The organism is Winogradskyella sp. KYW1333 (assembly GCF_003335675.1).
In the GTDB taxonomy this organism is placed as follows: domain Bacteria; phylum Bacteroidota; class Bacteroidia; order Flavobacteriales; family Flavobacteriaceae; genus Winogradskyella.
Window position 1 is genome coordinate 105423 of record NZ_QPHL01000013.1, and the last position, 25398, is coordinate 130820.

The 25398-nt window shown below is 33.2% G+C and carries 25 protein-coding genes; 11 read left to right on the forward strand and 14 right to left on the reverse strand.

The features are described 5' to 3' along the window. The first annotated feature begins 3 nt into the window (after positions 1 to 3). Genes DUZ96_RS03885 through DUZ96_RS03895 form a run of 3 tightly spaced genes read left to right on the forward strand, consistent with a single transcriptional unit; the run spans position 4 to position 3225 of the window. Complete coding sequence (locus DUZ96_RS03885; RefSeq protein WP_114300647.1) at positions 4 to 483, forward strand: gluconokinase; 480 nt, start codon at positions 4 to 6, stop codon at positions 481 to 483. Between the two features lie 2 nt (positions 484 to 485). Then, the gene (gene gnd, locus DUZ96_RS03890) at positions 486 to 1889 is read left to right on the forward strand and encodes a decarboxylating NADP(+)-dependent phosphogluconate dehydrogenase (RefSeq protein ID WP_114300648.1); all 1404 of its coding nucleotides are present in this window, start codon (positions 486 to 488) and stop codon (positions 1887 to 1889) included. Next, the gene (locus DUZ96_RS03895; RefSeq protein ID WP_114300758.1) at positions 1882 to 3225 is read left to right on the forward strand and encodes a GntP family permease; all 1344 of its coding nucleotides are present in this window, start codon (positions 1882 to 1884) and stop codon (positions 3223 to 3225) included. The genes gnd and DUZ96_RS03895 overlap by 8 nt, the downstream gene beginning before the upstream one ends. A 41-nt stretch (positions 3226 to 3266) precedes the next feature. Here DUZ96_RS03895 and rodA read toward each other — a convergent pair whose 3' ends face one another. The 6 genes from rodA to purH all read right to left on the reverse strand — a co-directional run bounded on the left by rodA (position 3267) and on the right by purH (position 10488). Beyond that, on the reverse strand, positions 3267 to 4547 hold the full coding sequence (rodA, locus tag DUZ96_RS03900) for a rod shape-determining protein RodA (protein ID WP_114300649.1): 1281 nt from the start codon (positions 4545 to 4547) through the stop codon (positions 3267 to 3269). Positions 4548 to 4550: 3 nt separating this feature from the next. Further along, positions 4551 to 6491: a penicillin-binding protein 2 gene (gene mrdA / locus DUZ96_RS03905; RefSeq protein WP_114300650.1), complete on the reverse strand. Its 1941-nt coding sequence runs from the start codon at positions 6489 to 6491 to the stop codon at positions 4551 to 4553. Beyond that, positions 6488 to 6994, reverse strand: a complete 507-nt coding sequence (locus tag DUZ96_RS03910) for a rod shape-determining protein MreD (protein ID WP_114300651.1) — start codon at positions 6992 to 6994, stop codon at positions 6488 to 6490. The genes mrdA and DUZ96_RS03910 overlap by 4 nt, the downstream gene beginning before the upstream one ends. Then, complete coding sequence (mreC, locus tag DUZ96_RS03915; protein WP_114300652.1) at positions 6987 to 7808, reverse strand: rod shape-determining protein MreC; 822 nt, start codon at positions 7806 to 7808, stop codon at positions 6987 to 6989. Before mreC ends, DUZ96_RS03910 begins: the two co-directional genes overlap by 8 nt. Positions 7809 to 7818: 10 nt before the next feature. Next, a complete protein-coding gene (locus DUZ96_RS03920) occupies positions 7819 to 8847 on the reverse strand; it encodes a rod shape-determining protein (RefSeq protein WP_114300653.1) in 1029 nt (342 codons plus the stop codon). A 111-nt stretch (positions 8848 to 8958) separates the two neighbouring features. After that, complete coding sequence (purH, locus tag DUZ96_RS03925; protein ID WP_114300654.1) at positions 8959 to 10488, reverse strand: bifunctional phosphoribosylaminoimidazolecarboxamide formyltransferase/IMP cyclohydrolase; 1530 nt, start codon at positions 10486 to 10488, stop codon at positions 8959 to 8961. A gap of 143 nt (positions 10489 to 10631) precedes the next feature. Here purH and DUZ96_RS03930 point away from each other — a divergent pair, with 143 nt between their 5' ends. Both DUZ96_RS03930 and DUZ96_RS03935 read left to right on the forward strand, forming a co-directional pair. Continuing rightward, complete coding sequence (locus tag DUZ96_RS03930; protein ID WP_114300655.1) at positions 10632 to 11882, forward strand: ABC transporter permease; 1251 nt, start codon at positions 10632 to 10634, stop codon at positions 11880 to 11882. Positions 11883 to 11961: 79 nt separating this feature from the next. After that, positions 11962 to 13215, forward strand: a complete 1254-nt coding sequence (locus tag DUZ96_RS03935) for an ABC transporter permease (RefSeq protein WP_114300656.1) — start codon at positions 11962 to 11964, stop codon at positions 13213 to 13215. Position 13216: 1 nt separating this feature from the next. Here the strand turns inward: DUZ96_RS03935 and DUZ96_RS03940 are convergent, their stop codons facing one another. Then, positions 13217 to 13675 carry a GAF domain-containing protein gene (locus DUZ96_RS03940; RefSeq protein ID WP_114300657.1) on the reverse strand — a complete coding sequence of 153 codons (459 nt, stop codon included), beginning with the start codon at positions 13673 to 13675 and terminating at the stop codon, positions 13217 to 13219. Positions 13676 to 13766: 91 nt separating this feature from the next. Between DUZ96_RS03940 and xrtF the strand changes: the two genes are divergently transcribed. From xrtF to DUZ96_RS03965, 5 genes are all read left to right on the forward strand, one after another. Further along, positions 13767 to 14318, forward strand: coding sequence for an exosortase family protein XrtF (gene xrtF, locus DUZ96_RS03945; protein ID WP_114300658.1), 552 nt, complete (start codon positions 13767 to 13769; stop codon positions 14316 to 14318). Next, positions 14311 to 14739, forward strand: a complete 429-nt coding sequence (locus DUZ96_RS03950; protein WP_114300759.1) for an exosortase F system-associated membrane protein — start codon at positions 14311 to 14313, stop codon at positions 14737 to 14739. The genes xrtF and DUZ96_RS03950 overlap by 8 nt, the downstream gene beginning before the upstream one ends. Before the next feature lie 51 nt (positions 14740 to 14790). Continuing rightward, entirely contained in the window at positions 14791 to 15198 is a 408-nt protein-coding gene (locus DUZ96_RS03955; RefSeq protein WP_114300659.1) for an HYC_CC_PP family protein, read from the forward strand. A gap of 68 nt (positions 15199 to 15266) precedes the next feature. After that, the gene (locus DUZ96_RS03960) at positions 15267 to 17504 is read left to right on the forward strand and encodes a TonB-dependent receptor domain-containing protein (RefSeq protein ID WP_114300660.1); all 2238 of its coding nucleotides are present in this window, start codon (positions 15267 to 15269) and stop codon (positions 17502 to 17504) included. Between the two features lie 21 nt (positions 17505 to 17525). Then, entirely contained in the window at positions 17526 to 17903 is a 378-nt protein-coding gene (locus tag DUZ96_RS03965; RefSeq protein ID WP_114300661.1) for a heavy-metal-associated domain-containing protein, read from the forward strand. 64 nt (positions 17904 to 17967) lie between these two features. On the opposite strand, the gene groL is transcribed toward DUZ96_RS03965, so the two are convergent. From groL to miaB, 7 genes are all read right to left on the reverse strand, one after another. After that, complete coding sequence (gene groL / locus DUZ96_RS03970) at positions 17968 to 19599, reverse strand: chaperonin GroEL (protein WP_114300662.1); 1632 nt, start codon at positions 19597 to 19599, stop codon at positions 17968 to 17970. Positions 19600 to 19632: 33 nt separating this feature from the next. Beyond that, positions 19633 to 19908, reverse strand: a complete 276-nt coding sequence (gene groES / locus DUZ96_RS03975; protein ID WP_114300663.1) for a co-chaperone GroES — start codon at positions 19906 to 19908, stop codon at positions 19633 to 19635. Positions 19909 to 20049: 141 nt separating this feature from the next. Then, positions 20050 to 20400 carry a preprotein translocase subunit SecG gene (gene secG, locus DUZ96_RS03980; RefSeq protein ID WP_114300664.1) on the reverse strand — a complete coding sequence of 117 codons (351 nt, stop codon included), beginning with the start codon at positions 20398 to 20400 and terminating at the stop codon, positions 20050 to 20052. 1 nt (position 20401) lies between these two features. After that, positions 20402 to 21325 (reverse strand): hypothetical protein, encoded by a 924-nt coding sequence (locus DUZ96_RS03985; RefSeq protein WP_114300665.1) that lies wholly within the window; start codon positions 21323 to 21325, stop codon positions 20402 to 20404. 3 nt (positions 21326 to 21328) lie between these two features. Then, complete coding sequence (locus DUZ96_RS03990; protein ID WP_114300666.1) at positions 21329 to 21829, reverse strand: LptE family protein; 501 nt, start codon at positions 21827 to 21829, stop codon at positions 21329 to 21331. A gap of 208 nt (positions 21830 to 22037) precedes the next feature. Further along, complete coding sequence (locus tag DUZ96_RS03995) at positions 22038 to 23309, reverse strand: sigma-54-dependent Fis family transcriptional regulator (RefSeq protein WP_114300667.1); 1272 nt, start codon at positions 23307 to 23309, stop codon at positions 22038 to 22040. A 2-nt stretch (positions 23310 to 23311) separates the two neighbouring features. Beyond that, positions 23312 to 24757, reverse strand: a complete 1446-nt coding sequence (gene miaB, locus DUZ96_RS04000; protein WP_114300668.1) for a tRNA (N6-isopentenyl adenosine(37)-C2)-methylthiotransferase MiaB — start codon at positions 24755 to 24757, stop codon at positions 23312 to 23314. A gap of 194 nt (positions 24758 to 24951) precedes the next feature. Between miaB and DUZ96_RS04005 the strand changes: the two genes are divergently transcribed. Then, the gene (locus DUZ96_RS04005) at positions 24952 to 25350 is read left to right on the forward strand and encodes a hypothetical protein (RefSeq protein WP_114300669.1); all 399 of its coding nucleotides are present in this window, start codon (positions 24952 to 24954) and stop codon (positions 25348 to 25350) included. Positions 25351 to 25398 lie beyond the last annotated feature (48 nt).

The following is a 25398-nucleotide window of genomic DNA, read 5'->3' on the forward strand; positions in this document are numbered from 1 at the left end:
ATAATGATAATAATCGTTTTTGGAGTTAGTGGCTCTGGTAAGTCAACAATTGCGAAAGGCTTGTCAGAGAGATTGCGATTACCATATTATGACGCTGATGATTTTCATCCACAAGAAAACATTGATAAAATGTCTGATGGAAAAAGCCTTAACGATGAAGATAGATTACCTTGGTTATTATCATTGGCGGATAGCATAAATATCTGGTCACAAAGTGAAGGCGCTGTATTAGCCTGTTCGGCATTAAAAGAACAATATAGAGCTTTACTCAGTACGAATTTTAAGACTGAAATTTGTTGGATATTTTTAAAGGGATCAGCTGATTTAATCAAAAAGAGAATGGATCATAGAAAAGGGCATTATATGTCTTCTAAATTACTGAATTCTCAATTTGAGGATTTAGAAATACCAGATTACGGTCTTCATGTAGATATTTCTGAACATCCAGATTCAATCATTGATAAAATAATTTCAAATATATAAGAATGGAACAATCATTTTTTGGAGTTATTGGTTTAGGTGTAATGGGTCGAAGTCTTGGCCTCAATATTGTAAATAAAGGTTTTAAACTTTCAGTTTACAATAGAAGTACAGCAGGTGAAGAAACAATGGTTTCTGACTTTATGAAAGATGTTAATTCTCAAAATGAGGTTTTAGGTTTTACTGATTTGACAGAGTTTGTAAGCTCTTTAGAAAGACCGAGAAAAATTTTAATAATGATAAAGGCTGGTAATGCTATTGATGTAGTTATTGATGAGTTATTGCCGTTATTATCAGAAGGAGATATTATTATAGATGGCGGTAATTCCTTTTTTATGGATACTAACAGAAGAAAAAAGGAATTAAAAAATAAAGGTGTTAAATTCTTGGGATGTGGTGTTTCAGGAGGAGAAATAGGAGCCCTAAAAGGGCCATCACTAATGGTTGGTGGAGACAAAAATGCATATGAAATTGTTGCGCCAGTATTAGAAGCAATAGCTGGTAAGGATAAAAATAATAATCCATGTTGTACTCTGGTTGGAGATGAAGGATCTGGTCATTTTATAAAAATGATTCATAATGGAATTGAATATGTAGAAATGCAATTGTTAGCAGAAATATATGCGTTACTAAAGGAAGAGTATTCTAACGATGTAATAGCTTCAATCTTAAATCAATGGAATCAAACGGATTTATCGAGTTATCTTTTAGAAATTACATCTAAGATATTTCTTAAAAAGGAAAACGATGCATACATAATTAACACTATATTAGATAAGGCTGGTAATAAAGGAACTGGATCCTGGTCCTCTAAAATAGCTTTTGATTTAGGTTCTGTAAACACGATGATGTCATCAGCAGTATTTGCTAGATATATCTCATCATTTAAATCTAAACGTAGTCAACTATCACAGAATATAAAATCTGAAAATTCTAATAAAAATATTGATTTGAATGATCTTGAGATTGCTTATAGGTTTGCTAGAATAATAAATCATCATCAAGGTTTTGAACTCATTAAAAATGGATCTCAATCTTATAATTGGGATTTAGATTTATCTGAGATTGCACGAATCTGGACAAATGGATGTATCATAAGATCAGATTTTATGGAACGCTCTATTTTTCTTTTAAAAGGTGGTAAAAATTATCTTGATAATGAGGAAGTCATTTCTTTTTTAAAGAATAATGAATCAGGCATTATTAATATACTTAACACGGGTTTGATAAATCGAATAAGCCTAAATACCTTCTACACAGCTTATGATTATTGGGTGGCAATTACAACCAATAGATTGCCTGCAAATTTAATACAAGCTCAACGAGATTATTTTGGTGCCCATACGTATCAGAAAATTGGATTTAACGAAAATGAATTTTTTCATACTAATTGGAACAATCATGATTGACTTTTCACTTTTAGGTGCGGTTATAGTAGGTGTTGTTTTACTTTTGGTTTTAATACTAAGATTTAAAATCCAAGCATTTATTGCTTTACTATTAGCAAGTATCACCGTAGGTGTTTTATCTGGAATGCCACCATTATCTATAATAAAAACCATTCAAGAAGGTATGGGTAATACACTTGGATTTGTGGCTGTTGTAGTTGGTTTAGGTGCCATTTTTGGTGCAATCCTAGAGAATTCTGGTGGTGCTGAAGCGCTCGCTACATATTTACTGAATAAGTTTGGAAAGAAGTATTCATCTTGGGCATTAATGCTTACAGGCTTCATTGTAGCTATTCCAGTGTTTTTTGATGTTGCCTTTATTATACTAGTTCCAATGATTTATGCACTTCAACGTAAAACCGGTAAATCATTGTTGCTTTATGGTATTCCGTTGCTCGCAGGTTTGGCAATAACTCATAGTTTTATTCCTCCAACTCCAGGACCCATTGCTGTAGCAGATATTATAAATGCAGATTTAGGTTGGGTAATATTATTTGGAATTATTGTAGGTTTTCCAACAGCTATTTTCTGTGGGCCTTTATTTGCAAATTACATTTCAAAGAAAATAAATGTTGTCGCTCCAGAATTAATAGAGAATAATACATCAAATAAACAATTACCTCCTGTAATTTCAATAATGATTATTATAGCTATACCTATTGTATTGATAGTTTTGAATACTATTTTGAACAGTCCCATGATAGAGCAAGGTTCAATTTCTCAGACTATTTTAGATTGGATAGGTATGATTGGACATCCGTTTAGTGCACTGATTATTGCTAATTTAATTGCATGGTATTTATTAGGAGTAAAAAAAGGATTCACAATATCTCAATTATTAGATATATCAACAAAATCTCTTGGTCCAGCTGGCATAATAATATTAATTACTGGAGCAGGTGGAGTCTTTAAGCAAGTATTGGTAAATACAGGCACAGGTACAATGCTTGCTAACTATTTCGCTGATATGGGTATTAGTATTATTCTATTTGGGTTTTTGTCTGCGGCTATTGTTAGAATTTTACAAGGTTCTGCGACTGTGGCGATGATTACAGCTGCTGGTTTAACTGCGCCATTATTGATTAACGATATTTCAGAACCTCAAAAAGCACTCCTAGTTATTTCAATTGCCGCAGGCGCAAGCATAATGTCTCATGTCAACGATAGCGGTTTTTGGCTGGTTGGGAAATATTTGGGATTAAATGAAAAACAAACCTTTCAAAGTTGGTCAATGATGACAACAATTTTAGCGATTACAGGATTTTCTTGTGCATTAATCCTATCTTGGTTTGTTTAACCAATTTAATAGAATATTATAGATGAGAATCTTATGTGTTTTTACCACTCATTTATTTTATTGCTATCAAGTTTTATAAATATAAATAGTAGAATAGTGAATCCCCAAAGGCCAGAGCCACCGTAACTAAAAAACGGAAGTGGTATACCAACTGTTGGTATTAAACCCATAACCATACCTGTATTTATGGTAAAATGGACAAAAAGAATGGAAGCAACGCCATATCCATAAACTCTGCTAAATTGGGACTTTTGTGACTCGGCTAAATATAATATCCTTATAATTAAAGCCACAAACAAAATGACAACAAAACTGCTACCTAAGAAGCCCCATTCTTCACCAACAGTACTAAAAATATAGTCCGTATGTTGCTCAGGAACAAATTTCCCTGTTGTTCTTGTTCCTTGCAAAAACCCTTTTCCATATGTGCCTCCAGAACTTATGGCTTGTTCAGACTGAATAAGGTTGTATGCTTCTGCTTTTTTCATACGTTCTAACTTAGCGGGATCTTTCTCTAATCTTAACCAAAGACTTATTCTATTTTGCTGATGTGGTTTAAGTCCATGCTCATAGAATAATTTAACACCGTAGGCAAAACCTATACTTATTGCTAAAACCAAGATATATTGGATGAGTGACGCTCGCTTCTTTTTTCTCATAAAATAGCGTACCAATAGAATTACCGTAGCAATTATAGAAGTAACAATTAATCCATATTTTAAGGATAAAATCGCAAGAATTATTAAAGCTAATGCTACTATTAAGTAAACCTGCTGTAAACCTTCCCTGTAGAAAACAAAGAAGAATGCTAGATATACTATAGTACTACCTGCGTCATTTTGAAGTAAAATCAATATTGCAGGTATAAATATAATAGCAGCAACTCTAATTTGGTCTTTTAGAGTCTCCATGTTAGTTTGTAAGTCGCTAATATATTTTGCTACAGCAAGTGCGGTAGCAAATTTTGCAAATTCACTAGGCTGAATAGTCATACTGCCTATACCATACCAGGACCGCGCACCATTTACATCTTTACCAAAAATAAACAAGCCAAGAAGTGATAGGATGGCCACTATATAAATTATGCTTGCAAACCGCTCATAAAACTTGGCTTCAAAGGATAGTATTAGGATAATTAGAAAAAAGGTGAGTCCAATAAAAACCGTTTGTTTTCCATAGGGTTGTCCCATATCAAAATAGTTGGTAATTTCTCCAACATGCGAGGCAGAGATAATATTAACATAACCAAAAGCAACCAATAACAGAAATATGATAATGGTTATCCAATCAAATTTAAATCGTCTTTGATTTTCTCTTAGCATAGATTATTCTTTTGGAATATTTGCTTTAATCTGCAAAATATTTTGGTATTCTTCAGGCGAAACAGTCTCTAAAGTTGTTTGCCTGTTAATACCGAACGGTTCATCAGAATAAGGCTTGGCATACTCATGTTTTAATGTATGTCTCAAAACAAAATCTTCCATATCTGTTCTTGAAATCTCACCTTTTATATAGCTTTCAATCATTAAGCTAGCCATTCTACCTGCAAATCGACTACCGAAATAACCATTTTCAACAAAAACTGCAATTGCAATTTTTGGATTGTCTTTTGGTGCAAATGCCACAAAAATAGAGTGATCCGTTAATTGTGTCTTTTCACCATTTATTATTGCAAAATTTTCTGCCGTACCCGTTTTACCGCAGATTTCTATTCCAGGAATTTGAACCCACTTAGCTGTACCCTTATTATAAACGTCAAACATACCTTGAACTACAGGTTCAAAATGTTGTTTGTCGATGGTGGTATATTTAGGTGTAGTAAAATTTTCTGGTATTGACTCTCCCTCAATGTCCTTAATAATATGTGGTGTGTAATAAAACCCTCTATTTCCTATTGCAGCAGCCATATTGGCCAATTGAATAGGAGTTGCAAGTACTTCACCTTGACCAATTGCATTAGAAATTGTGAATGTGGTATACCATTTACTTTTGCCGTATCCTCTATCATAGGTTTTAGCGGTTGGTACTTTACCTGGTTGACCCACAGATAAGTCGTTATTAAGATAATTTCCTAGTCCAAAACTTTTTATATGTTTACTCCAGATATCCATTCCTTCAGCAGGACTATCGTATTTATCCATGATCTTTCTATAAACATTGGCAAAATATGCGTTGCAAGATTCGTAAATGCCTAAATTCATATCAGCTGGACTTCTATGAACGTGGCATCCCATTTTTCTGTTGCCATATCTATAGCCTAAGGAACAGGAAAACTTGTCGGTAGTATTTACAACCCCTTCTTGTAATGCAATTAATGCATTGAGTGTTTTAAACGGTGAACCTGGTGGATACATCGCTTGTAATCCTCTATCAAAAAGAGGCTTAGCAATACTATCTTTATATAGTTTTGTGAAATTCTTTGACCGATTCCTTCCAACTAAAAGATTTGGATTGTATGATGGACCTGATACCATTGCAAGTATTTCTCCAGATGCTGGCTCAATGGCTATGATACCACCACGTTTATTCTTCATTAATAGCTCACCATAAGCCTGCAGTTTTGAGTCTATGGTAATTTTTATGTCCTTTCCAGGAACAGGTAAGGTATCTAAGGTACCATCCTGAAATGGTCCTATATCTTTATTAAATCTATCTTTCTGGATAAATTTTATACCCTTAACTCCTCTAAGTGTTTTTTCGTAGGTTTTTTCAACACCTTGTTTGCCAATTAAATCACCCATATTATAATAAGGCTGTTTGGCTATAATACTTCTATTCACTTCACCAATGTCTCCAAGAACGTTGGCTCCAATTGTAGTTTGATATAACCTTAGGGAACGTTTTTGAATATAAAAACCTCGGTATTTTCTCATTTTCTCTTGAAGCACCGCATAATCAATTTTTGATAATTGAGCTACGAAAGGAGAAGGTAATCTAGGTGAGTATCTGGTGGCTCTATCGAGTTTTTTAAAATAGTCTTCTTTAGTGATTTTTAGATGAGTGCAAAATTCTTCAATTTCAATTGAGTCCAAGGGTTCTACGTCTCTTGGAATTACCATCACATCGTAGGATGGTTGATTTGCAACTAAAAGCTTTCCGTTTCTGTCATAAACATAACCACGTTTAGGATAATTATATTCTTTTTTAATCGCACTGTCCTCAAATACATTATACTCGTAGCCACCATACACTTGCAAGTAAAATAAACGTGCAATGAAAACTATTCCAACCAGGATTACAATTGTTAAGAGTAGTAGTTTTCTCATTTTTTGTTCCTACTGAATAAAACTATTATTAATATACTAAGGATTATGGTAAAAATACCTGAGAATAACGTCTTTTTCAGGATTAAAAGTATATTGGAAATGTTAAATACTTCAAGTGAAAAAAGTATAAAGTGGTGCAATAACGTTCCTAATCCCACATAAGTAATTAGACTACCAATATCTGTATTACTAAATTTCACACTTTGATGTTCATATAACATCCCAAATGACATTTTCAATAAGAGTGGCCTAGCATAAGCTAGAGTAACTGCAGCGGCGGCATGTACACCTCCAGAATCTGAAAACATATCAACTAACATGCCTAATAAAAAACTAACTAGAAGTAATACAATTCTACTGTCTCGAATGGGAAACAAAAAAATAAATACTATGTATATATATGGGTTAATATAACCCAGGAAATTAATATTATTACAAACAACCACCTGCACTAGTAGCAATGCAATAAATCTTAGACTAAGTTCACCAGAAAAACTAGTCATCTACGCTGCTTTCTAAGTTAATAATTTCCTCTTTATCTAAATTATTAATGATATAAACCGTACCTATATTTGTCATATCATTAAATAATTTCACTTCAATATTATATGTGTCACCGCTTATGTCAGTTTCAAATTTTTCAATCGTACCAATACCAATTCCTTTTGGAAATATTGCAGACTGACCACCTGTTTCTATCGTATCCCCAATTTTAATTGGAGCAAATTTTGAAACATCTACCAATTGAGTCAAATAAGGTGATTTTCCATCCCATTCTAATGAGCCAAAATGATTAGTAGCTTTAACTTCTGCATTAATTTTACTATTGGTATTTAAAATAGACAAAACAGTAGAATAATTGTTGGAGGTATTATCAATGATACCTATAATACCTTTAGGGGATATAACACCAAAATCTTCTTTTATACTATCCTTTTTACCTTTGTTTATTGTTAAGTAATTATTAGTCGATGAATAGCTGTTTTTGTATACTTCAGCTGTTGTTATTCTATAATTTAGCCTCGATTGTATTTTGTCTAAGGAGCTGGTATCTATCGGTTTATTTAAATTGAATAATTCATTTCTCAATCTCTTGTTTTCTTCTACTAAAATTTTGTTTTGATCTTTTAGATTGAAATATTTATCTATTGAATTGAACGTACCGTAAACGCCACCTGCCAATGCACTGGCAGAATTTATAAACTTACTTCTATGGTAAGAATGAGATTGAATGGTGAGGGCTAGGGAAACACTAAAAAGCAACAAAAACAATAGGAAAGTCTTGTTTCGTATAACAAAATTGATAATTTGTTGCATTATTTATCCTTTATTTAATCAATACGCTTTTGTATTTAGGTAAGTTTTTAAGCACAATCCCAGTACCTCTAACGACTGCTCTTAATGGATCTTCTGCTATATAAACCGGTAAATCTGTTTTTTGGGATAAACGCTTGTCAAGACCTCGAAGCATAGATCCTCCACCTGCTAAATAAATACCAGTATTATAAATATCTGCAGCTAATTCTGGCGGAGTTTGAGATAAAGTCTCCATTACAGAATCTTCAATTCTTAGAATAGATTTATCTAATGCCTTTGCAATTTCACGATATGATATTTGAACCTGTTTAGGTTTTCCGGTTAGTAAATCGCGACCTTGAACGCTCATATCTTCAGGAGGCAATTCTAAATCTTCTGTGGCTGCACCAATCTGAATCTTTATTTTTTCTGCAGTTCTATCACCAACATATAGGTTATGTTGGGTACGCATATAATAAATAATATCATTTGTAAAAACATCACCTGCAACCTTTACTGATTTATCACAAACAATCCCGCCTAAAGCTATAACTGCAATTTCAGTTGTTCCACCACCTATATCAACAATCATGTTGCCTTTAGGTTGCATAATATCTACGCCAATACCAATTGCGGCAGCCATAGGTTCATGGATAAGGTAAACTTCTTTACCATTAACTCTTTCACATGATTCTTTAACCGCACGCATTTCAACCTCTGTAATTCCAGATGGAATACAAACCACCATTCTTAGGGCTGGATTAAAAAACTTCTTTTTTAAAGCTGGGATATTTTTAATGAACAAACTTATCATCTGTTCAGAGGCATCAAAATCTGCAATTACTCCATCCTTTAAAGGGCGAATAGTTTTAATGTTTTCGTGGGTTTTACCTTGCATCATATTCGCCTCTTTGCCAACAGCGATAATTTTACCACTAATTCGATCTCTGGCAACTATGGAGGGGCTATCTACCACAACTTTATCATTGTGTATTATAAGTGTATTTGCAGTACCTAAATCTATTGCGATTTCTTCTGTAAGGAAATCAAAAAATCCCATACGCTATTTAATTATTTGGGTTACTCTTTTATCAAGTTTTTTGACTATCTGTAAATGTAATAAATTATACATTATTTCTACGATTTAAGACGTCGATTACGTATTTATTTTTTAATGTTTAAAATGACGTGTTCCGGTAAAGACCATGGCAACATTATTTTCGTTACAATAATTGATGCTTAATTCATCTTTAATTGATCCGCCTGGTTGAATAACAGCTGTAATACCTGCATTATCTGCTATTTCTACACAATCTGGAAATGGAAAAAAAGCATCACTTGCCATAACAGCTCCATTTAGATCAAAATTGAATGATTTGGCTTTATGAATAGCTTGATTTAGTGCATCAACTCGACTTGTTTGTCCAGTTCCACTAGCACAAAGCTGTTTATTTTTTGCCAAAACAATTGTGTTAGATTTGGTATGCTTACAGATTTTTGAAGCAAAAATTAAATCTCCGATTTCGTTTTGATTCGGTGAGGTTGAAGTAACTGTTTTTAAATCTTCAATACTGTCTGTTTTGCTATCTCTTTCTTGAACTAACGCTCCATTAAGACATGTTCTAACTGTACTTTTTGGTAACTCCACATCATTAAGGATTAAAAGGATTCTATTTTTCTTTCCTTTTAAAATTTCTAAGGCATCATTACTGAATGATGATGCAATTACAACCTCACAGAATAATTTATGTATTTCTTCGGCCGTTGCTTTGTCAATTCCTGTATTTGAAATTAAAATACCACCAAAGGCTGAAACAGGGTCACCTGCCAGTGCATCTATATAAGCTTGATAAACAGTATTTCGTTGCGCAAAACCACAAGCATTGTTATGCTTTAATATTGCGAATGTTGGTGCCTCACCTTTAAATTCTAAAATTAAATTTACTGCAGCATCAATATCCAAAAGATTATTGTAGCTGAGTTCCTTGCCATGAAGCTTTGTGAACATCGCATCAAAGTTACCAAAGAAAAATCCCTTTTGATGAGGGTTTTCACCATAGCGCAATACTTTGCCATTTGTTTCACTGATTTTTAACGCAGTATGATCATGGTTTTTATTAAAATAATTAAAAATGGCTGTATCATAGTGAGACGACACATTAAATGCTTTAGTGGCAAAATACTGTCTATCTTCTACTGAAGTTTCACCATTTTTAGTATTAAGTAAATTTAAAAATTCACTGTAGTCTTCAACAGAAGAAACACATGTAACGTCCGCATAGTTTTTGGCTGCAGCTCTAATTAATGAAATACCACCGATATCTATTTTCTCAATAATATCTTGATTGCTAGCTCCAGAGGCCACTGTTTTTTCAAACGGATAAAGATCAACTATCACCAAATCAATTTGAGGGATTTCAAATTCAGCTAATTCTGCAACATCGCCATCATGGTTTTGACGATTTAGAATACCACCAAAAACCTTTGGGTGTAACGTTTTAACTCTTCCACCTAAAATTGAGGGATAAGATGTTACATCTTCAACAGGGACTACATTTATCCCTAAATCTTTTATAAATTTTTCTGTTCCTCCGGTTGAATATATCGTTACATTAAGTTCGTCTAATTTTTTAACGATAGGTGCTAATCCATCTTTACTGAATACTGAAATTAGTGCAGATGAAATGGTTTTGTTGCTCATAGTGGTTTGTTGTAAATTTAATGCGCCAAAAATACGGATAATCAAAAAGAAATTATTGGTGATTTTGGCAGTTTATTAAAGTTTTTTGTAACAATGAATTGTTGAAAACGTCTAATTGATAAATAGAGAAAAAACAACAATCTATGTTAGTCTATCTTAGGGTTTTTAAAGAGAGTTTTTCTTTTGCTTTAAATGCACTTAGAAATAATAAACTACGCACATTTTTATCGTTGCTTGGAGTAACGGTTGGGATTTTCTCTATTATTGCTGTTTTGGCTGCAGTGGATTCACTTGACAAAAACATAAAGGAAAACCTTTCTGGATTAGATAAGAACACAATTTATTTATCAAAATATTCATTTGGTCCAACTGATGTTCCCAGGTGGAAGCGTGATAACTTTCCGCAAACGGAATACGATGATTATGAGTTTGTAAGGCGAAATATACCTGATATTGAAGAGTCTGCGTATGTAATTTTTGGAGGTAGTGAAACTATTAGATATCAGGCTGAAACACTCACCAATATAAACATAACTCCAATTTCACATGGCATATATACTATTGATGATTTGAAGGTTGTTCAAGGAAGGTTTTATTCTGAATTAGAGTCTGATACAGGTGCACCTGTTATAGTGATTGGTTCTAATTTGGCTGAAAATTTGTTTGATAAGGCCAACCCAATAGGTAAGGTAGTGAGGGTATATGGTAGAAAGTTGACTGTAATTGGTATTTTAAAAAAATATGGAGCAAATTTTGGGGATTCACCAGACGATAAAGGTTTTGTACCAGCCAATTTTGTAAGACAATTTAGAAATGGTGGTGTAGACGGTTTACCTGGAGCTGTGGTTATAAAACCAAAAAAAGATGTTGATATTGGTGCATTTGAAAGCGTTTTGAAGCAGAAATTCAGAAATTATCGAGGATTGAAAGCTGATGAAGAAGATGATTTTTTTGTTAATAAACTTTCGGGATTAGTTTCTTTTATAGACGCAATAATTGCTGGTTTGAATACAGTAGGTTGGGTTATTAGCGGATTCTCATTGTTAGTTGGTGGCTTTGGTATTGCCAATATTATGTTTGTGAGTGTTAAAGAACGCACCAATTTAATTGGTATTCAAAAATCGCTTGGCGCTAAAAACAGATTCATATTGTTACAGTTTCTATTCGAAGCAACAATTCTTGCTGTAGTTGGTGGTTTAGTAGGTTTATTCCTAGTGTGGATAATATCGCTCATAATGAATGGATTTGTAGAAGACTTTAAGTTTGTGCTCTCATTTGCAAACATGTTTCTAGGTTTTGGATTATCTACCTTAATTGGTCTTATATCTGGTGTAATACCGGCTTTTTCAGCATCAAAATTAGATCCTGTGGAAGCCATTAGAACAGGTATGTAATTCACAAAAAATATATTTAAGCTTTTAGGAATATCATAATAATTGAAAAGCAACTATCTTTAACCGTTTCAATGTAACCATGCTCGTATATCTACGTTTATTTAAAGAAAGCTTTTCATTTGCATTTAATGCGCTACGCAACAATAAATTAAGGACATTCCTTTCCTTACTGGGCGTTACAATTGGCATATTTTCTATTATTGCTGTATTGGCAGCAGTAGATTCATTAGATAAAAATATTAGAGAATCTCTTAGTGCATTAGATAGTAATACCATGTACTTGGCCAGTTTTTCATTTGGCCCAACTGACGTGCCAAGATGGAAAAGGGAGACATTTGATGAGATTTCTTATAATGAGTATAAGTATCTAAAGGCAAATCTTAATGGTGCAGAGCATGTTGCTTTTCAATTATTTGTTAGGCGTGAAAACATAAGGTATGAATCTGAACAGGTAAGCAGTATTAATACTGTGGTGGTTTCTAATGAATTCACAGATATCCAAGTTTTGGAATTTGAAAAAGGTAGGTTTTACACTGAATCTGAATCTAATGCTGGTAGGCCAGTTGTGGTTATAGGCTCGGAAATTGCTAAATCCTTGTTTGGTGATTTTGAACCCATAGGAAAGAAAGTACGGCTGTATGGACAAAAATTTACAGTTATAGGAGTTGTCAAAAAAGAAGGTTCAGGACTTTTTGGTGATAGTAATGACGAGTCAATATTTCTTCCTGCCAATTATGTAAGAAAACGGTTTGGTGATAACAATAAAAATTTCAGAAATATTATAATCATCAAACCAGAAAAAGATTCAGATATAGCAGGTTTAAAAGCAGAAGTAGTGCAGTTAATACGAAATCGTAGAGGCTTAAAACCAGATGAAATAGATACGTTTTTTATTAGTGTTATATCCGGACTACAAGATGCCATTGATGGCATTATTGGCACAATGAATTTAATTGGTTGGATTATTAGTGGGTTCTCCTTGCTGGTTGGTGGTTTCGGTATTGCCAATATTATGTTTGTTAGTGTAAAAGAGAGAACCAATTTAATAGGTATACAAAAGTCTTTAGGTGCTAAGAATAAGTTTATATTGTTTCAGTTTTTATTTGAAGCAATAATACTAGCAATTGTTGGTGGTGTAGTTGGTTTGTTTATGGTTTGGATCGGCACGATAATAGGAAACAATCTCTCTGAAGATTTTGAATTTGTTTTGTCCTTTAGAAATATGCTATTAGGTATTTTAATATCGTCCTTTATAGGTTTGATTTCTGGTTTAATACCAGCGTTATCGGCTTCTAGATTAGATCCCGTTGAAGCAATTAGAACAGGAATGTAATTTAAGCTAAAATATGTGAAACCTCTTCACAAACAAATTCAAGGAAGCGTTCGTCAGCTTCAGTAAAAGGATCAGGAGTATTAGAATCTATATCTATTTGACCTATGTTTTCACCATTCACAAAAATTGGTACTACAATCTCGGCCTTAACTGTAATACTACAGGCAATGTAATTATCTTGAGCTGAAACGTCTGGAACAACAAAATTCTGATTGCTTACAGCAACTTGTCCACAAATACCTTTTCCATAAGGAATTATTGTATGATCGGTTGGTTCACCAACATAAGGTCCTAATTTCAATTCTTCTTTGTTGCCATTTTTAAAATAAAAACCAACCCAATTATAATGGTCAACATTGGATTCTAGTAATTCACAAATCTTATGTAATCGTTCATCTAGGGTAATTTCCGATTGATTTATTATTGATTTTACTTCTGGTTTTAAATGAATAAGGTTCATAAGTTGAAAAACTTTTGGTAAAAGTATTCAAAATGCACTATTTTGAAATACTGTTTTTATAAATTTAACAACAAACTAACACATCTAATTGTTGAGATCAATTTTAATTAAATATAAACTTGTAATACGTTTTATGCTAACCTTTGTATTAGTTTATACAGTTCTTACAATTGGGTATAAAATATATCTCAGTAATTCTGACGGTTTATTGTATTATCCTGACTATGCGACACATATAGTGGCAAATCAAACCGAAAACTTACTAGATGTGATTGGTTATGATACTGAAGTCTTTCCTCATGAAACTGAGCCTTCAATGAAAGTTGTAATTAACGGAAAGTTTGTGGCACGAATTATTGAAGGTTGCAATGCCATAAGTATAATAGTTTTGTTTTTATCTTTTGTAATCGCGTTTGCTGATAATTTTAAAACAACATTTTTGTATTGTTTAGCTGGGAGTATAATTATATATGCTTTTAACCTCATAAGAATTGTTATCTTGTCTGCCTGTTTATACCATTATCCTTGGCGAAGAGAAATTTTACACTCTGTTATTTTTCCAATTGTTATTTATGGAACAGTATTTATTCTATGGATGATTTGGGTTAATAAATTTGCAAAAAAGAAAAAAGTCAATACCTAGAGTTGTGAAATATATCATCTTGTTTGTTCTTTTTTTGATACTCGTTTTAATACGTGCTTTTGAGGATGTTTTATTTTATGATCCATACCTTTCCTTTTTTGAAAATGATTATTTGTATATGGATAGTCCACGTCGTGAAGTGGCTAAACTGGTATTTTTTACGAGTTTGAGATATTTGTTAAATACTTTGGTTTCATTAGCAATACTATTTGTAATCTTTAAGTACAAGGGCATTTTAAAGTTTAGTACACTTATTTATACACTAGCATACATAGCCTTAATGACATCATTTTTATATTTTGTAATTAATCCTAAGCAAGAAAATTATTATTTATTTTTTAATATAAGACGATTTTTAATTCAGCCATTGTTGTTAATACTTCTGTTGCCAGCGTTTTATTATTATAAATTGAATCGTTAAGACTAATATAAAACTCATCTCATCTTTTAATTTATTTTGTAGGTTTGCAATGTGAAAGCAACTGTTTTACATAAGTCCTTTTCTTTATTCCTAGCATTTTTAGTGCTCTTTTCAACATTTTCATTCACTGTTGAGAAACACTATTGTGGTAATCATTTAGTTGACACTGCAATTTTTAGCCAGGCAAAAAAATGTGGTGGTATAGGTGCTGAAGATATTAGTTATGTTAAAAAACCCTGTTGCAAGGATATCGTAGTTATAATTGAAGGTCAGGATGAATTGACCGTTAAAGACTTTCAATCTATTGAAAAAGATACATATACTACTTTAGTGTCTTATGTCCTTAGTTATATGTTTCTGTTTGAGACGGTAGCAAAACCAATAATACCGCACAAGTATTACAAACCTCCCAAAATCATCAAAGACATACATGTTTTAGATGAAACTTATCTCATTTGATTAAGAAGTAACAACTCAAAAATTAAGAGAGCACTGAATAGTGCATACGTTATTTTTATAATTAAATCATGAAAAAATATTTATACATTTTATTTATAAGCATTGGGTTTATAGGTTATTCCCAAGAACAATTAAAAGGGGTTGTTTTAGAAAACAGTAGTTCTAAAGAAGTGCCATTACAAGGAGCTAATGTATTCTGGCTCAACTCAACAGTAGGTGCAGTTACGGCTGAAGATGGAACATTTTCATTGCCATATAAGTTTTCCTATAACAAACTTGTAATAAGTTATGTTGGCTTTAAAACTGATACCGTAATTGTCAGTGAGAACAGATATATAAAGCACGTGTTACAATCATCGGATGAATTAGATGCAGTAACCGTGACATCACGAAAACAGGCCACTACAAAGTCCTTCTTAAAAGCTACTAACACGTTCACGGTTAGTAGTGAGGAATTATTAAAAGCGGCGTGCTGTAATCTCTCAGAAAGTTTTGAAACCAACCCATCAATTGATGTCAATTTTGCCGATGCGGTTACGGGCACTAAGCAGATAAAAATGTTAGGGCTCAATTCCCCTTATATATTAATTGCAACAGAAAATATCCCAGCAATTCGTGGAGCTTCTCAAGCATATGGATTAAGTTTTATACCAGGAACTTGGGTTGAGAGTATACAGATTACCAAAGGTGCAGGAAGTGTGGTGAACGGTTTTGAAAGTATTGCAGGCCAAATTAATGCAGAACTTGTAAAACCAATTACTGACAACAAGTTGTTTGTAAATACGTATGCAGGGATTAATGGACGACTAGAATTAAATACCCACATTAATAAAAAAGTATCCGATAGATGGAGTGGTGGATTATATATCCATGGTAATCTCCGAAATCAAAAGTTTGATAGAAATGATGATTCTTTTTTAGATGTCCCTTTAAAAGAGCAAATTAATATCATGAATAGGTGGCAATACACGAATCCAGTAAAAGGTGTAGTCAGTTTTATAAATCTTAGATATATTAACGATAACACTCAGTCTGGACAAATTGATTTTGATCCAGGTCGTGACATGGGTACTACAAATTTTTGGGGAAGCGAGATAGATACAGAACGATTTGAGGTAACTACCAAACTTGGTTATGTTAATCCTGAAATCCCATATCAGAGTTTAGGCTTTCAAACAGCATTTAGTCAACATAATCAAGAATCTTATTTTGGGTTAAATGTATACGATATAAAGCATACAAGTTTTTATTCAAATTTGGTATATAACAGTATTATCACAGATTCAAGGCATAAAATTAAAACGGGACTAACTTTCACCTACGATAATTATGATGAGTTGGTCAATATTGATAATTATGAACGTACAGAGAACTCGTTTGGAGGCTTCTTTGAATATTCTTATGATGATTTAGATAAGTTGACATTAACTGCTGGTATTAGAGCAGACCAACATAATAGATTTGGATTTTTTATAACACCAAGATTACATGTTAGGTATACACCTTGGGAAAAATCCGTATTTAGGACTTCAATTGGTAGAGGTATAAAAAGTGCCAATATTTTTGCTGAGACTCAAAATATGTTCTCGAGTTCTAGGCAAATTAATATTCTTGGAATAGGAGGGAAGATTTACGGTTTAGATCCGGAGATTGCATGGAATTATGGTTTTAGCTATTTACAAGGATTTAATCTTTTTGAGAGAAAAGCAGATGTTACACTAGATTTTTATAGAACAGATTTTGAAAATCAGGTTATAACTGATTGGGAAAATCCATCTGAAATAAATTTTTACAATCTAGAAGGTGAAAGTTTTGCAAATAGTTTTCAGTTAGAGTTTAATTATAATGCCTTCGAAAATTTTGATTTCCGAATGGCTTATAAGTTTTATGATATTCAAACAGATTATTTAAGTGGTAGGTTAGATAATCCGCTGATCCCCAAACATCGTCTGTTTGCAAATGCATCTTACAAAACGGAGTTGACCACAAATGGATCGCAATGGAAATTCGATGCAACGTATAACTGGTTGAGCAAACAGCGTTTCCCCAATACTGATGCAAGCGCACCTGAATTTCAATTAGATGAATATTCACCTACAATTGGAACTTTAAATCTACAAATGACTAAGGTGTTTTCGCCAAGTTTTGAAATTTATATTGGAGGAGAAAATGTAACAAATGTGAGACAGTCCAACCCAATTATTAGCCCAGATAACCCATTTGGTTCAAATTTTGATAGTAACTTTGTGTATGGTCCTATTTTTGGAAGCATGTATTATGCAGGACTTAGATTTAAAATGAATTAAGAAAATTTAAAAAATAAAAACATGAAAAATATAATAACTCTATTAGCCCTTTGTTTTGGGATGATTGCTTTTTCTCAAAATAAAAATACAAAGGTGAGTATGGAAGTAGATGGTGTTTGCATGATGTGTAAAGAACGAATCGAAAAAGCTGCAATTAGAACAAAAGGAGTTAAATCTGCTGTTTGGAGTGTAGATACACACGAGCTTAAACTTATTTATGATGAGGGTAAAACGAATCTTAAAACAATTGCACAAAAATTAGCTGACGTAGGACACGATACCAAAGAAATTAAAGCAACAGAAGAAGCTTATAATTCTGTGCACCCTTGTTGTAAGTATCGAGACAAAGATGCAGTGAAAGACCATGAGGGAAAACTTAAAAAATCTTCAGGAAAATAAAACAAAAAAAGCCTCAACAATTGTTGAGGCTTTTTATATATAGTTATGATTTTTCTATATATGACTACATCATGCCTGGCATTCCGCCACCACCCATTGGAGGCATTGCAGGAGTGTCTTCTTTAATATCCACTAAAGCACATTCCGTAGTTAAGATCATACCAGCAACAGATGCCGCATTTTCTAATGCGATACGAGTTACTTTCTTAGGATCAATAATACCAGCTTTGAGCATGTCAACATATTTTTCAGACTTAGCATCATATCCAAAATCTTTTTTACCCTCAAGTACTTTATTGATTACAACTGAACCTTCACCACCAGCATTTTCGACTATAGTTCTCAATGGAGATTCAATAGCTTTATTTACTATTTGAACACCTGTAGTTTCATCTAAATTTTCAGTTTCTAATTTCTCTAGGGTTTTCTTTGCTCTTACTAAAGCAACACCACCACCAGCAACAATACCTTCTTCTACAGCAGCTCTAGTTGCATGTAAAGCATCATCTACACGATCCTTCTTTTCTTTCATTTCAACTTCTGATGCCGCACCAACATATAATACTGCAACACCACCTGCTAATTTAGCTAAACGCTCTTGTAGTTTTTCTCTATCATAATCTGAAGTTGTTGTGTCTATTTGAGCTTTTATTTGATTAACTCTTGCCTTGATATCTGTAGCTTTACCTTCACCATTAACAATTGTAGTATTGTCTTTGTCAATTGTAACTGTTTCAGCACTACCCAACATAGTAAGATCAGCATTTTCTAGCGAGAATCCTCTTTCTTCAGAGATTACAACTCCACCAGTTAAGATGGCGATGTCTTCTAACATTGCCTTACGTCTGTCACCAAATCCTGGAGCTTTAACTGCGGCAATTTTTAAGCCACCTCTAAGTTTGTTTACAACTAATGTAGCCAATGCCTGTCCTTCTACATCCTCAGCAATAATTAATAATGGACGTCCAGATTGTGCAACTGGCTCTAATATTGGAAGGATTTCCTGTAAATTCGAAATCTTCTTATCAAATAATAAGATGTATGGGTTTTCTAGATCTGCGATCATTTTATCAGCGTCTGTTACAAAGTAAGGAGAAAGGTAACCTCTGTCAAACTGCATACCTTCAACAACGTCGACATATGTATCTGTTCCTTTTGCCTCCTCAACTGTGATAACACCTTCTTTACCTACTTTACCAAATGCTTTAGCAATAAGTTCACCTATGGTACTATCGTTATTTGAAGAAATTGAAGCTACTTGTTGAATTTTCTCTGAAGAATTACCAACTTTTTTAGCTTGCTTTTCTAAATCTCCTGTGATAGCTTCAACTGCTTTATCGATGCCACGTTTTAAATCCATTGGATTTGCACCAGCAGCGACATTCTTAAGACCTTCTTTCACAATAGCCTGAGCTAATACTGTTGCCGTAGTTGTACCATCACCAGCCAAATCATTGGTTTTAGAAGCAACTTCTTTAACCATTTGAGCACCCATGTTTTCTAACTCGTCTTCTAATTCAATTTCTTTTGCTACTGAAACTCCATCTTTGGTCACTGAAGGACCACCAAATGATTTTCCAATGATAACATTACGTCCTTTTGGTCCTAATGTTACTTTTACTGCATTTGCTAAAGCATCAACGCCACGTTTTAACCCGTCACGTGCTTCGATATCAAATTTTATATCCTTTGCCATTTTGTAATAAGTTTTAATTGATTTGTAAATAGATTAAACAATTGCCAAGATGTCACTCTCGCGCATCATTAAATAGTCTTTGCCTTCTAATTTAAGTTCGGTTCCTCCATACTTTCCATATAATACAGTGTCACCAACCTTAACAGTTAAAGGTTCGTCTTTTTTGCCGTTTCCAACGGCAACTACAGTTCCCTTTTGCGGCTTTTCTTTTGCATTATCAGGAATAATAATACCAGAAGCTGTAGTTGTTTCAGCTTCCATTGGTTCTACAAGAACTCGGTCTGCTAAAGGTTTAATGTTTAAGCCCATTCTATTTAAGTTTTTATTAATTAATTATTGTTTTAATGCTAAATAACCGTTCGAAAATTATGCCAAGACAATTAGACTGACAAACTTACAGTAATAAAAAAGCCAGCTCATTGAGCTGGCTTTTGTTTTCTTATAGTTGCATTACTCGTTGGTAGTGTCACTACCACCAGAAGTATCATCAGTTGTTGGTGTTGTATTCAATGGAGGAAGTGTAGTATCTTCCGTTGTGTCTAACGCTTTAGACTCCACAGTTGTATTAGACTCCATAGTTAAGTTTGAAGCTAAAATTAGTACAATTAATGCTGTCGCCAAAAACCAAGTACTTTTATCTAGAAAGTCTCCTGTTTTCTTAACACCACCTAATTGTTGTGTGCCACCACCTCCAAAAGAAGAGGATAGGCCGCCTCCTTTAGGATTCTGTACCATAATTACTACAACGAGTAGAAACGCTACGATTACGATTAGTACTAGAAATATTGTAAATGCACTCATTTTATATATTATTATCCTTTAATTCTACTATTAATTTTATTTGGTCTGCAAAGAAACTACTTTTTTCTGGATATTTCAAACTTAAAATCTTGTAAGATTGAATGGCTTTATTATAGTTTTTCTGCTCCAAATATATCCTTGCTAAAGTTTCTGTCATTAAACTATCAGAGATATCTTTATCATTATTAATCAATTTTGGTTTTGGTTGATAATGTGCAACTGGTTTTATCTTTGGATTGTCGCTTATAAATTTATCTATTATATCTAACTTGTTTTGAATGGGAGATTTGTCCTTTATTTCAATTTGAGGTTGTTGCTCCTCATAGGATCTTACAATTGGCTTGAAACTTGTAATTTTTAACCATTCAGCAAATGAATGACTTTCGGTTTTGTCAAACTCTAAAGGTTTTCCAATATTCAGTTTGTCATCAGGTTTAATATTCTTAACATCAACTGATATAATTGAATCTTCAATTTTCGGAACTTCTTCTTCAATAATTCTTTCAGGTTTCTCCCTTGCTTTAAATAATTGAGGGTCTAAAACACCTTCCGTTGCTTTTATATGCTCCTTTAAAGCATCGTCTATTGTAACACTTTTATTTACTGAAATATCATCTACTTCCTTTACGCTTATCGACTTAATATACTCGGTAGTTTGCTTTATCTGTTGGGAAATTTCATTTTGATTAAAAGTCTCGGAAGTGATATAATCAAATAGCACACTTCTATCTGTTGTATGTGCAGCTGTGACTTTAAGTGTATTGTTGTATTTGTAGCTATCTTTTTGCTTGAGTCCTCTTAAATAAAGTGCATGTAAAGGTTGAAAGTATGGATATTGTTTAATCTTTTTTGCAAGCGCTTCTGTTTGAGAGCTGGTAATTGCTTCAGGATGTTGTAATAAATATGTAAGGTCTTGAAGTTGCATATATTACCAATTGGCTAATGATGTATTAAATATATCTTGTGTTATTCTTTCAAAAAGTACTTCATGGGCCTCACTCTTTACACTTGATAACTGAACCTCAGCAGGATAATCAAAAAAGAATGTGAAGCGTTGCTCAAAATCTTTTTCTTCATCTAAACTATTAAAGTATCTCACATTAACTGCCATGGTAAGTCTGTTCTGTGCTGCAGTATTTTGAGCAGTGGCCGTCATGGGAGCGATTCTATACTCAGTAATCTCACCTTCAAAAATCAAATCACCATTATCTGTCACTAAATTTAAATTGGTCTGATTTTGAACAAGGTCTTGTAATGCATTTGTAAAATCAATATCTAACCCAGGCTCAATTAGTTGTGCGTTATTTTGAAAGAAATTTACTTGAAAGGTTTTTGCATTTCCGGTATCGGCTCCAGTAAATGAATAAATACCACAACTTGTCACTGAAATAATGAGTCCTAAAACAATAATTAACTTTAAATCTTTCATTTAATATGCGTTTGGTCGTTTCATTGTATTAAAGGCATAAATGTAACCTGCATTGTCCGCAAAATCAAAATCAACATTGATTAATCGATACCCTTGATAATGTTTTTTCATTAATTAAGTCTTCAGCTTCCTTTCTTATCGCTTCAGAACTGTTTGGTCTAAACGACTTTCTAATCATAAATATTTCTACTTCCTTCATAATTTTTTCTTAAAGATCGTATTGCTTTATTTTTCTGTAAAGGGTTCGTTCACTAATGCCTAGCTCCGCAGCTGCTAGCTTACGCTTCCCGTTATGACGTTCTAAAGATTTTTTAATCAATTCTAATTCTTTATCATGCAATGAAAGTGTTTCTTCCTCTTCAATTTCTTCAGCAAAATGATATTTATCCTCTACTTCCAAGGTTTTATTCTCAATGGTCTCAGTATGTTCTGGTATTGATAGCACTTCGAGATCATCAACTACAGTGTTCGTTTTTATAGGGTCTTGATCATCCTCACCATATATTTTTTGGATAAGATGTTCATGCTCTTTTTGAACATCAGAAACACTACCTTTCTTCATCAGTTCCATTGTGAGCTTTTTAAGGTCATTAAGGTCACTTTTCATATCAAATAAAACCTTGTATAAAATCTCGCGTTCACTACTAAAATCACTTTCAGGTTTTGTAGTGCTTATAACTGCTGGTAAATTATTTCCGGCATTAGGTAAATATTGTTTTAAAGTTGTACTATTTATGGTTCTGTTTTGCTCTAAAACAGAGATTTGTTCAGCCACATTCCTCAATTGGCGGATATTTCCATTCCAACGGTATTTTAATAAAAGTCCTACGGCGTCATCCACGAGTTTAACTGTGGGCATTTTATATTTTAAGGCAAAGTCGCTGGCAAACTTTCTGAACAACAAATGAATATCGTCTTTCCTTTCTCTCAGTGCAGGTAGATTAATCTCTACTGTACTTAATCTATAGTAAAGGTCTTCTCTAAATCTTTCTTTTTTAATGGCCTCAAACATATTAATATTAGTAGCGGCCACAATCCTAACATTTGTTTTCTGAACTTTACTCGATCCTACTTTAATAAATTCACCATTTTCTAAAACACGTAATAGGCGAACCTGAGTGGTAAGAGGTAATTCACCAACTTCATCTAAAAAAATTGTACCACCATCTGCAACCTCAAAATAACCTGAACGGGTTTGAGTAGCACCAGTAAAAGCGCCTTTTTCATGTCCAAATAATTCACTATCAATTGTACCTTCTGGTATAGCACCACAGTTTACAGCAATATATTTCCCATGTTTTCGGTGTGATAATTGATGAATAATTTTTGGAACACTTTCTTTACCTACACCACTTTCACCAGTAACCAAAACTGAAATATCGGTTGGTGCAACCTGAATGGCCTTCTCTAAGGCACGATTAAGTTTGGGATCATTGCCTATTATCCCAAAGCGTTGTTTTATGGCTTGAACAGATTCCATTGTTAGTTGTTTTGTGAATAATTCACAGCTTGACCAATCAGTGTTGCGCTTGTGCAGTCATTAATTTTTACATTTACAAACTCACCAACTTTATAGTGCTCTTTAGGAAAAACAACAACTGTGTTTTGACTATTTCTTCCGGACCAATGTTGGTCAGATCGTTTTGATTCTTTTTCTATTAAGATTTCTTCAATTTTTCCTACATGCTTCTGTGTTCTCATAAGACTATGCTTTTGTTGAAGCTGAATAATTTCATTTAAGCGTCTTTTCTTTACATCCTCAGGTATGTCATCCTCTAATTTTCTTGCTGCAAGAGTTCCTGGACGTTCAGAATAGGCAAACATAAACCCAAAATCATACTTAACATATTCCATTAGGCTTAACGTGTCCTGATGATCTTTTTCAGTTTCAGTTGGGAATCCAGAAATCATATCTTGGGATATAGCACAATCAGGAATGAGTCTTTTAATATTATCAATCAACTCAAAATATTCTTGACGCGTATGCAGGCGGTTCATGGCTTTTAATATCCTATCACTTCCACTTTGTACAGGTAGGTGAATATAATTGCAGATATTCTCGAATTTAGCCATCGTTTCAATAACATCTAGAGTCATATCTTGAGGGTTAGATGTAGAAAATCTAAATCGCATTTTTGCTTGTGCTTTAGCGCATAGTTCTAACAGATTAGAAAAATTTACAGCTGTTGCTCTTTGGAAATCTGAAGCTTTTTCAAAATCCTTTTTCAAACCACCACCATACCATAGGTAGCTGTCCACATTTTGTCCTAATAAAGTAACTTCTCTATATCCTTTAGACCATAAATCGTTTATTTCTTCTATAATGCTCTGAGGGTCTCTACTACGTTCTCTACCTCTCGTAAAAGGAACTACACAAAATGTACACATGTTATCACATCCTCGAGTAATTGATACAAAAGCAGTTACACCATTAGAGTTTAGTCTTACGGGAGAAATGTCGCCATATGTTTCTTCTTTAGATAGAATAACATTAATAGCATCTCGTCCTTCATCCACTTCCGCAAGTAAATTGGGTAAATCTTTATAGGCATCTGGTCCAACAACAAGATCAACAATTTTCTCCTCTTCTAGGAATTTACTTTTTAGTCGTTCTGCCATACAACCTAAAACACCAACCTTCATGTTAGGGTTAATACGTTTTACAGCATTGTATTTTTCCAAACGCTTTCTGACCGTTTGTTCTGCTTTATCACGAATAGAGCAAGTATTTACAAGAACCAAATCTGCCTCTTCTAATTGTTGTGTGGTATTAAAACCTTGGTCACTTAATATTGAAGCAACGATTTCGCTGTCACTAAAATTCATTTGACAACCATAACTTTCAATAAAAAGCTTCTTTGAGTTGCCCTCTTTAGTATCTAGAATCAAGGCTTCTCCCTGTTTGTTCTCGTCTATAGTCTTTTCCATCTTTAATAATGAATTCTATTGCATTCAATAAGTATGCAAAGATAGGATTAATTTACAGAATATGACAATCTGGCAGTTTAATAAAAATTTAATTTAACATTTAAATGCGCAACCAATTAATGTATTTTTAATCTTATAATTAAAGATTAAAAAAGAGGTATACCATACTTTTAAAGTGTATTGTTTTTTGCATTTTGTTTTTAAATACAACATGTGACGACGATGTTGTTGAAGTTCCAAAAACAGAGTGTGATCAATTCGCTATAGCAGATAATAGTTTATATCAAGGTGCCCAATCTGATTTTTATCAAATAGTTAGTGCCGAGGTAGTGGAAGACTGTCTAAACTTTGAAGTTTCGGCTAGTGGTTGTAGTGGAGATACATGGGATTTTTTGTTATTAGCATCTGAAGACGTTATGGAGTCGTTTCCTGTTCAAAGGAATATAACATTGATATTAGTTAACCAGGAAGCGTGTCTCGCGATATTTACAAAAGAAGTATCTTTTGATTTATCTGATCTTCAGGTTGAAGGTGAAGATGAAATTACATTTAATCTTGAAGATTATGAGGATTCTATTTCTTATACCTATTAATTATAATTAAATTAACATACTTAAATTAAGCCTTACTAAAAGTAAGGC

Excerpts from the sequence above, each read along its gene's own strand:
- DUZ96_RS03935 (WP_114300656.1), top strand. The coding sequence starts at position 11,962 with ATGCTCGTATATCTACGTTTATTTAAAGAAAGCTTTTCATTTGCATTT.
- DUZ96_RS03995 (WP_114300667.1), bottom strand. The coding sequence starts at position 23,309 with ATGGAATCTGTTCAAGCCATAAAACAACGCTTTGGGATAATAGGCAAT.
- gnd (WP_114300648.1), top strand. The coding sequence starts at position 486 with ATGGAACAATCATTTTTTGGAGTTATTGGTTTAGGTGTAATGGGTCGA.
- DUZ96_RS03960 (WP_114300660.1), top strand. The coding sequence starts at position 15,267 with ATGAAAAAATATTTATACATTTTATTTATAAGCATTGGGTTTATAGGT.
- DUZ96_RS03990 (WP_114300666.1), bottom strand. The coding sequence starts at position 21,829 with ATGAAAGATTTAAAGTTAATTATTGTTTTAGGACTCATTATTTCAGTG.
- miaB (WP_114300668.1), bottom strand. The coding sequence starts at position 24,757 with ATGGAAAAGACTATAGACGAGAACAAACAGGGAGAAGCCTTGATTCTA.
- mrdA (WP_114300650.1), bottom strand. The coding sequence starts at position 6,491 with ATGAGAAAACTACTACTCTTAACAATTGTAATCCTGGTTGGAATAGTT.
- DUZ96_RS03885 (WP_114300647.1), top strand. The coding sequence starts at position 4 with ATGATAATAATCGTTTTTGGAGTTAGTGGCTCTGGTAAGTCAACAATT.
- DUZ96_RS03910 (WP_114300651.1), bottom strand. The coding sequence starts at position 6,994 with ATGACTAGTTTTTCTGGTGAACTTAGTCTAAGATTTATTGCATTGCTA.
- DUZ96_RS03985 (WP_114300665.1), bottom strand. The coding sequence starts at position 21,325 with ATGCAACTTCAAGACCTTACATATTTATTACAACATCCTGAAGCAATT.
- DUZ96_RS03895 (WP_114300758.1), top strand. The coding sequence starts at position 1,882 with ATGATTGACTTTTCACTTTTAGGTGCGGTTATAGTAGGTGTTGTTTTA.
- groL (WP_114300662.1), bottom strand. The coding sequence starts at position 19,599 with ATGGCAAAGGATATAAAATTTGATATCGAAGCACGTGACGGGTTAAAA.
- mreC (WP_114300652.1), bottom strand. The coding sequence starts at position 7,808 with ATGCAACAAATTATCAATTTTGTTATACGAAACAAGACTTTCCTATTG.
- groES (WP_114300663.1), bottom strand. The coding sequence starts at position 19,908 with ATGGGCTTAAACATTAAACCTTTAGCAGACCGAGTTCTTGTAGAACCA.
- DUZ96_RS03920 (WP_114300653.1), bottom strand. The coding sequence starts at position 8,847 with ATGGGATTTTTTGATTTCCTTACAGAAGAAATCGCAATAGATTTAGGT.
- rodA (WP_114300649.1), bottom strand. The coding sequence starts at position 4,547 with ATGCTAAGAGAAAATCAAAGACGATTTAAATTTGATTGGATAACCATT.
- DUZ96_RS03930 (WP_114300655.1), top strand. The coding sequence starts at position 10,632 with ATGTTAGTCTATCTTAGGGTTTTTAAAGAGAGTTTTTCTTTTGCTTTA.
- purH (WP_114300654.1), bottom strand. The coding sequence starts at position 10,488 with ATGAGCAACAAAACCATTTCATCTGCACTAATTTCAGTATTCAGTAAA.
- DUZ96_RS03940 (WP_114300657.1), bottom strand. The coding sequence starts at position 13,675 with ATGAACCTTATTCATTTAAAACCAGAAGTAAAATCAATAATAAATCAA.
- secG (WP_114300664.1), bottom strand. The coding sequence starts at position 20,400 with ATGAGTGCATTTACAATATTTCTAGTACTAATCGTAATCGTAGCGTTT.
- DUZ96_RS03965 (WP_114300661.1), top strand. The coding sequence starts at position 17,526 with ATGAAAAATATAATAACTCTATTAGCCCTTTGTTTTGGGATGATTGCT.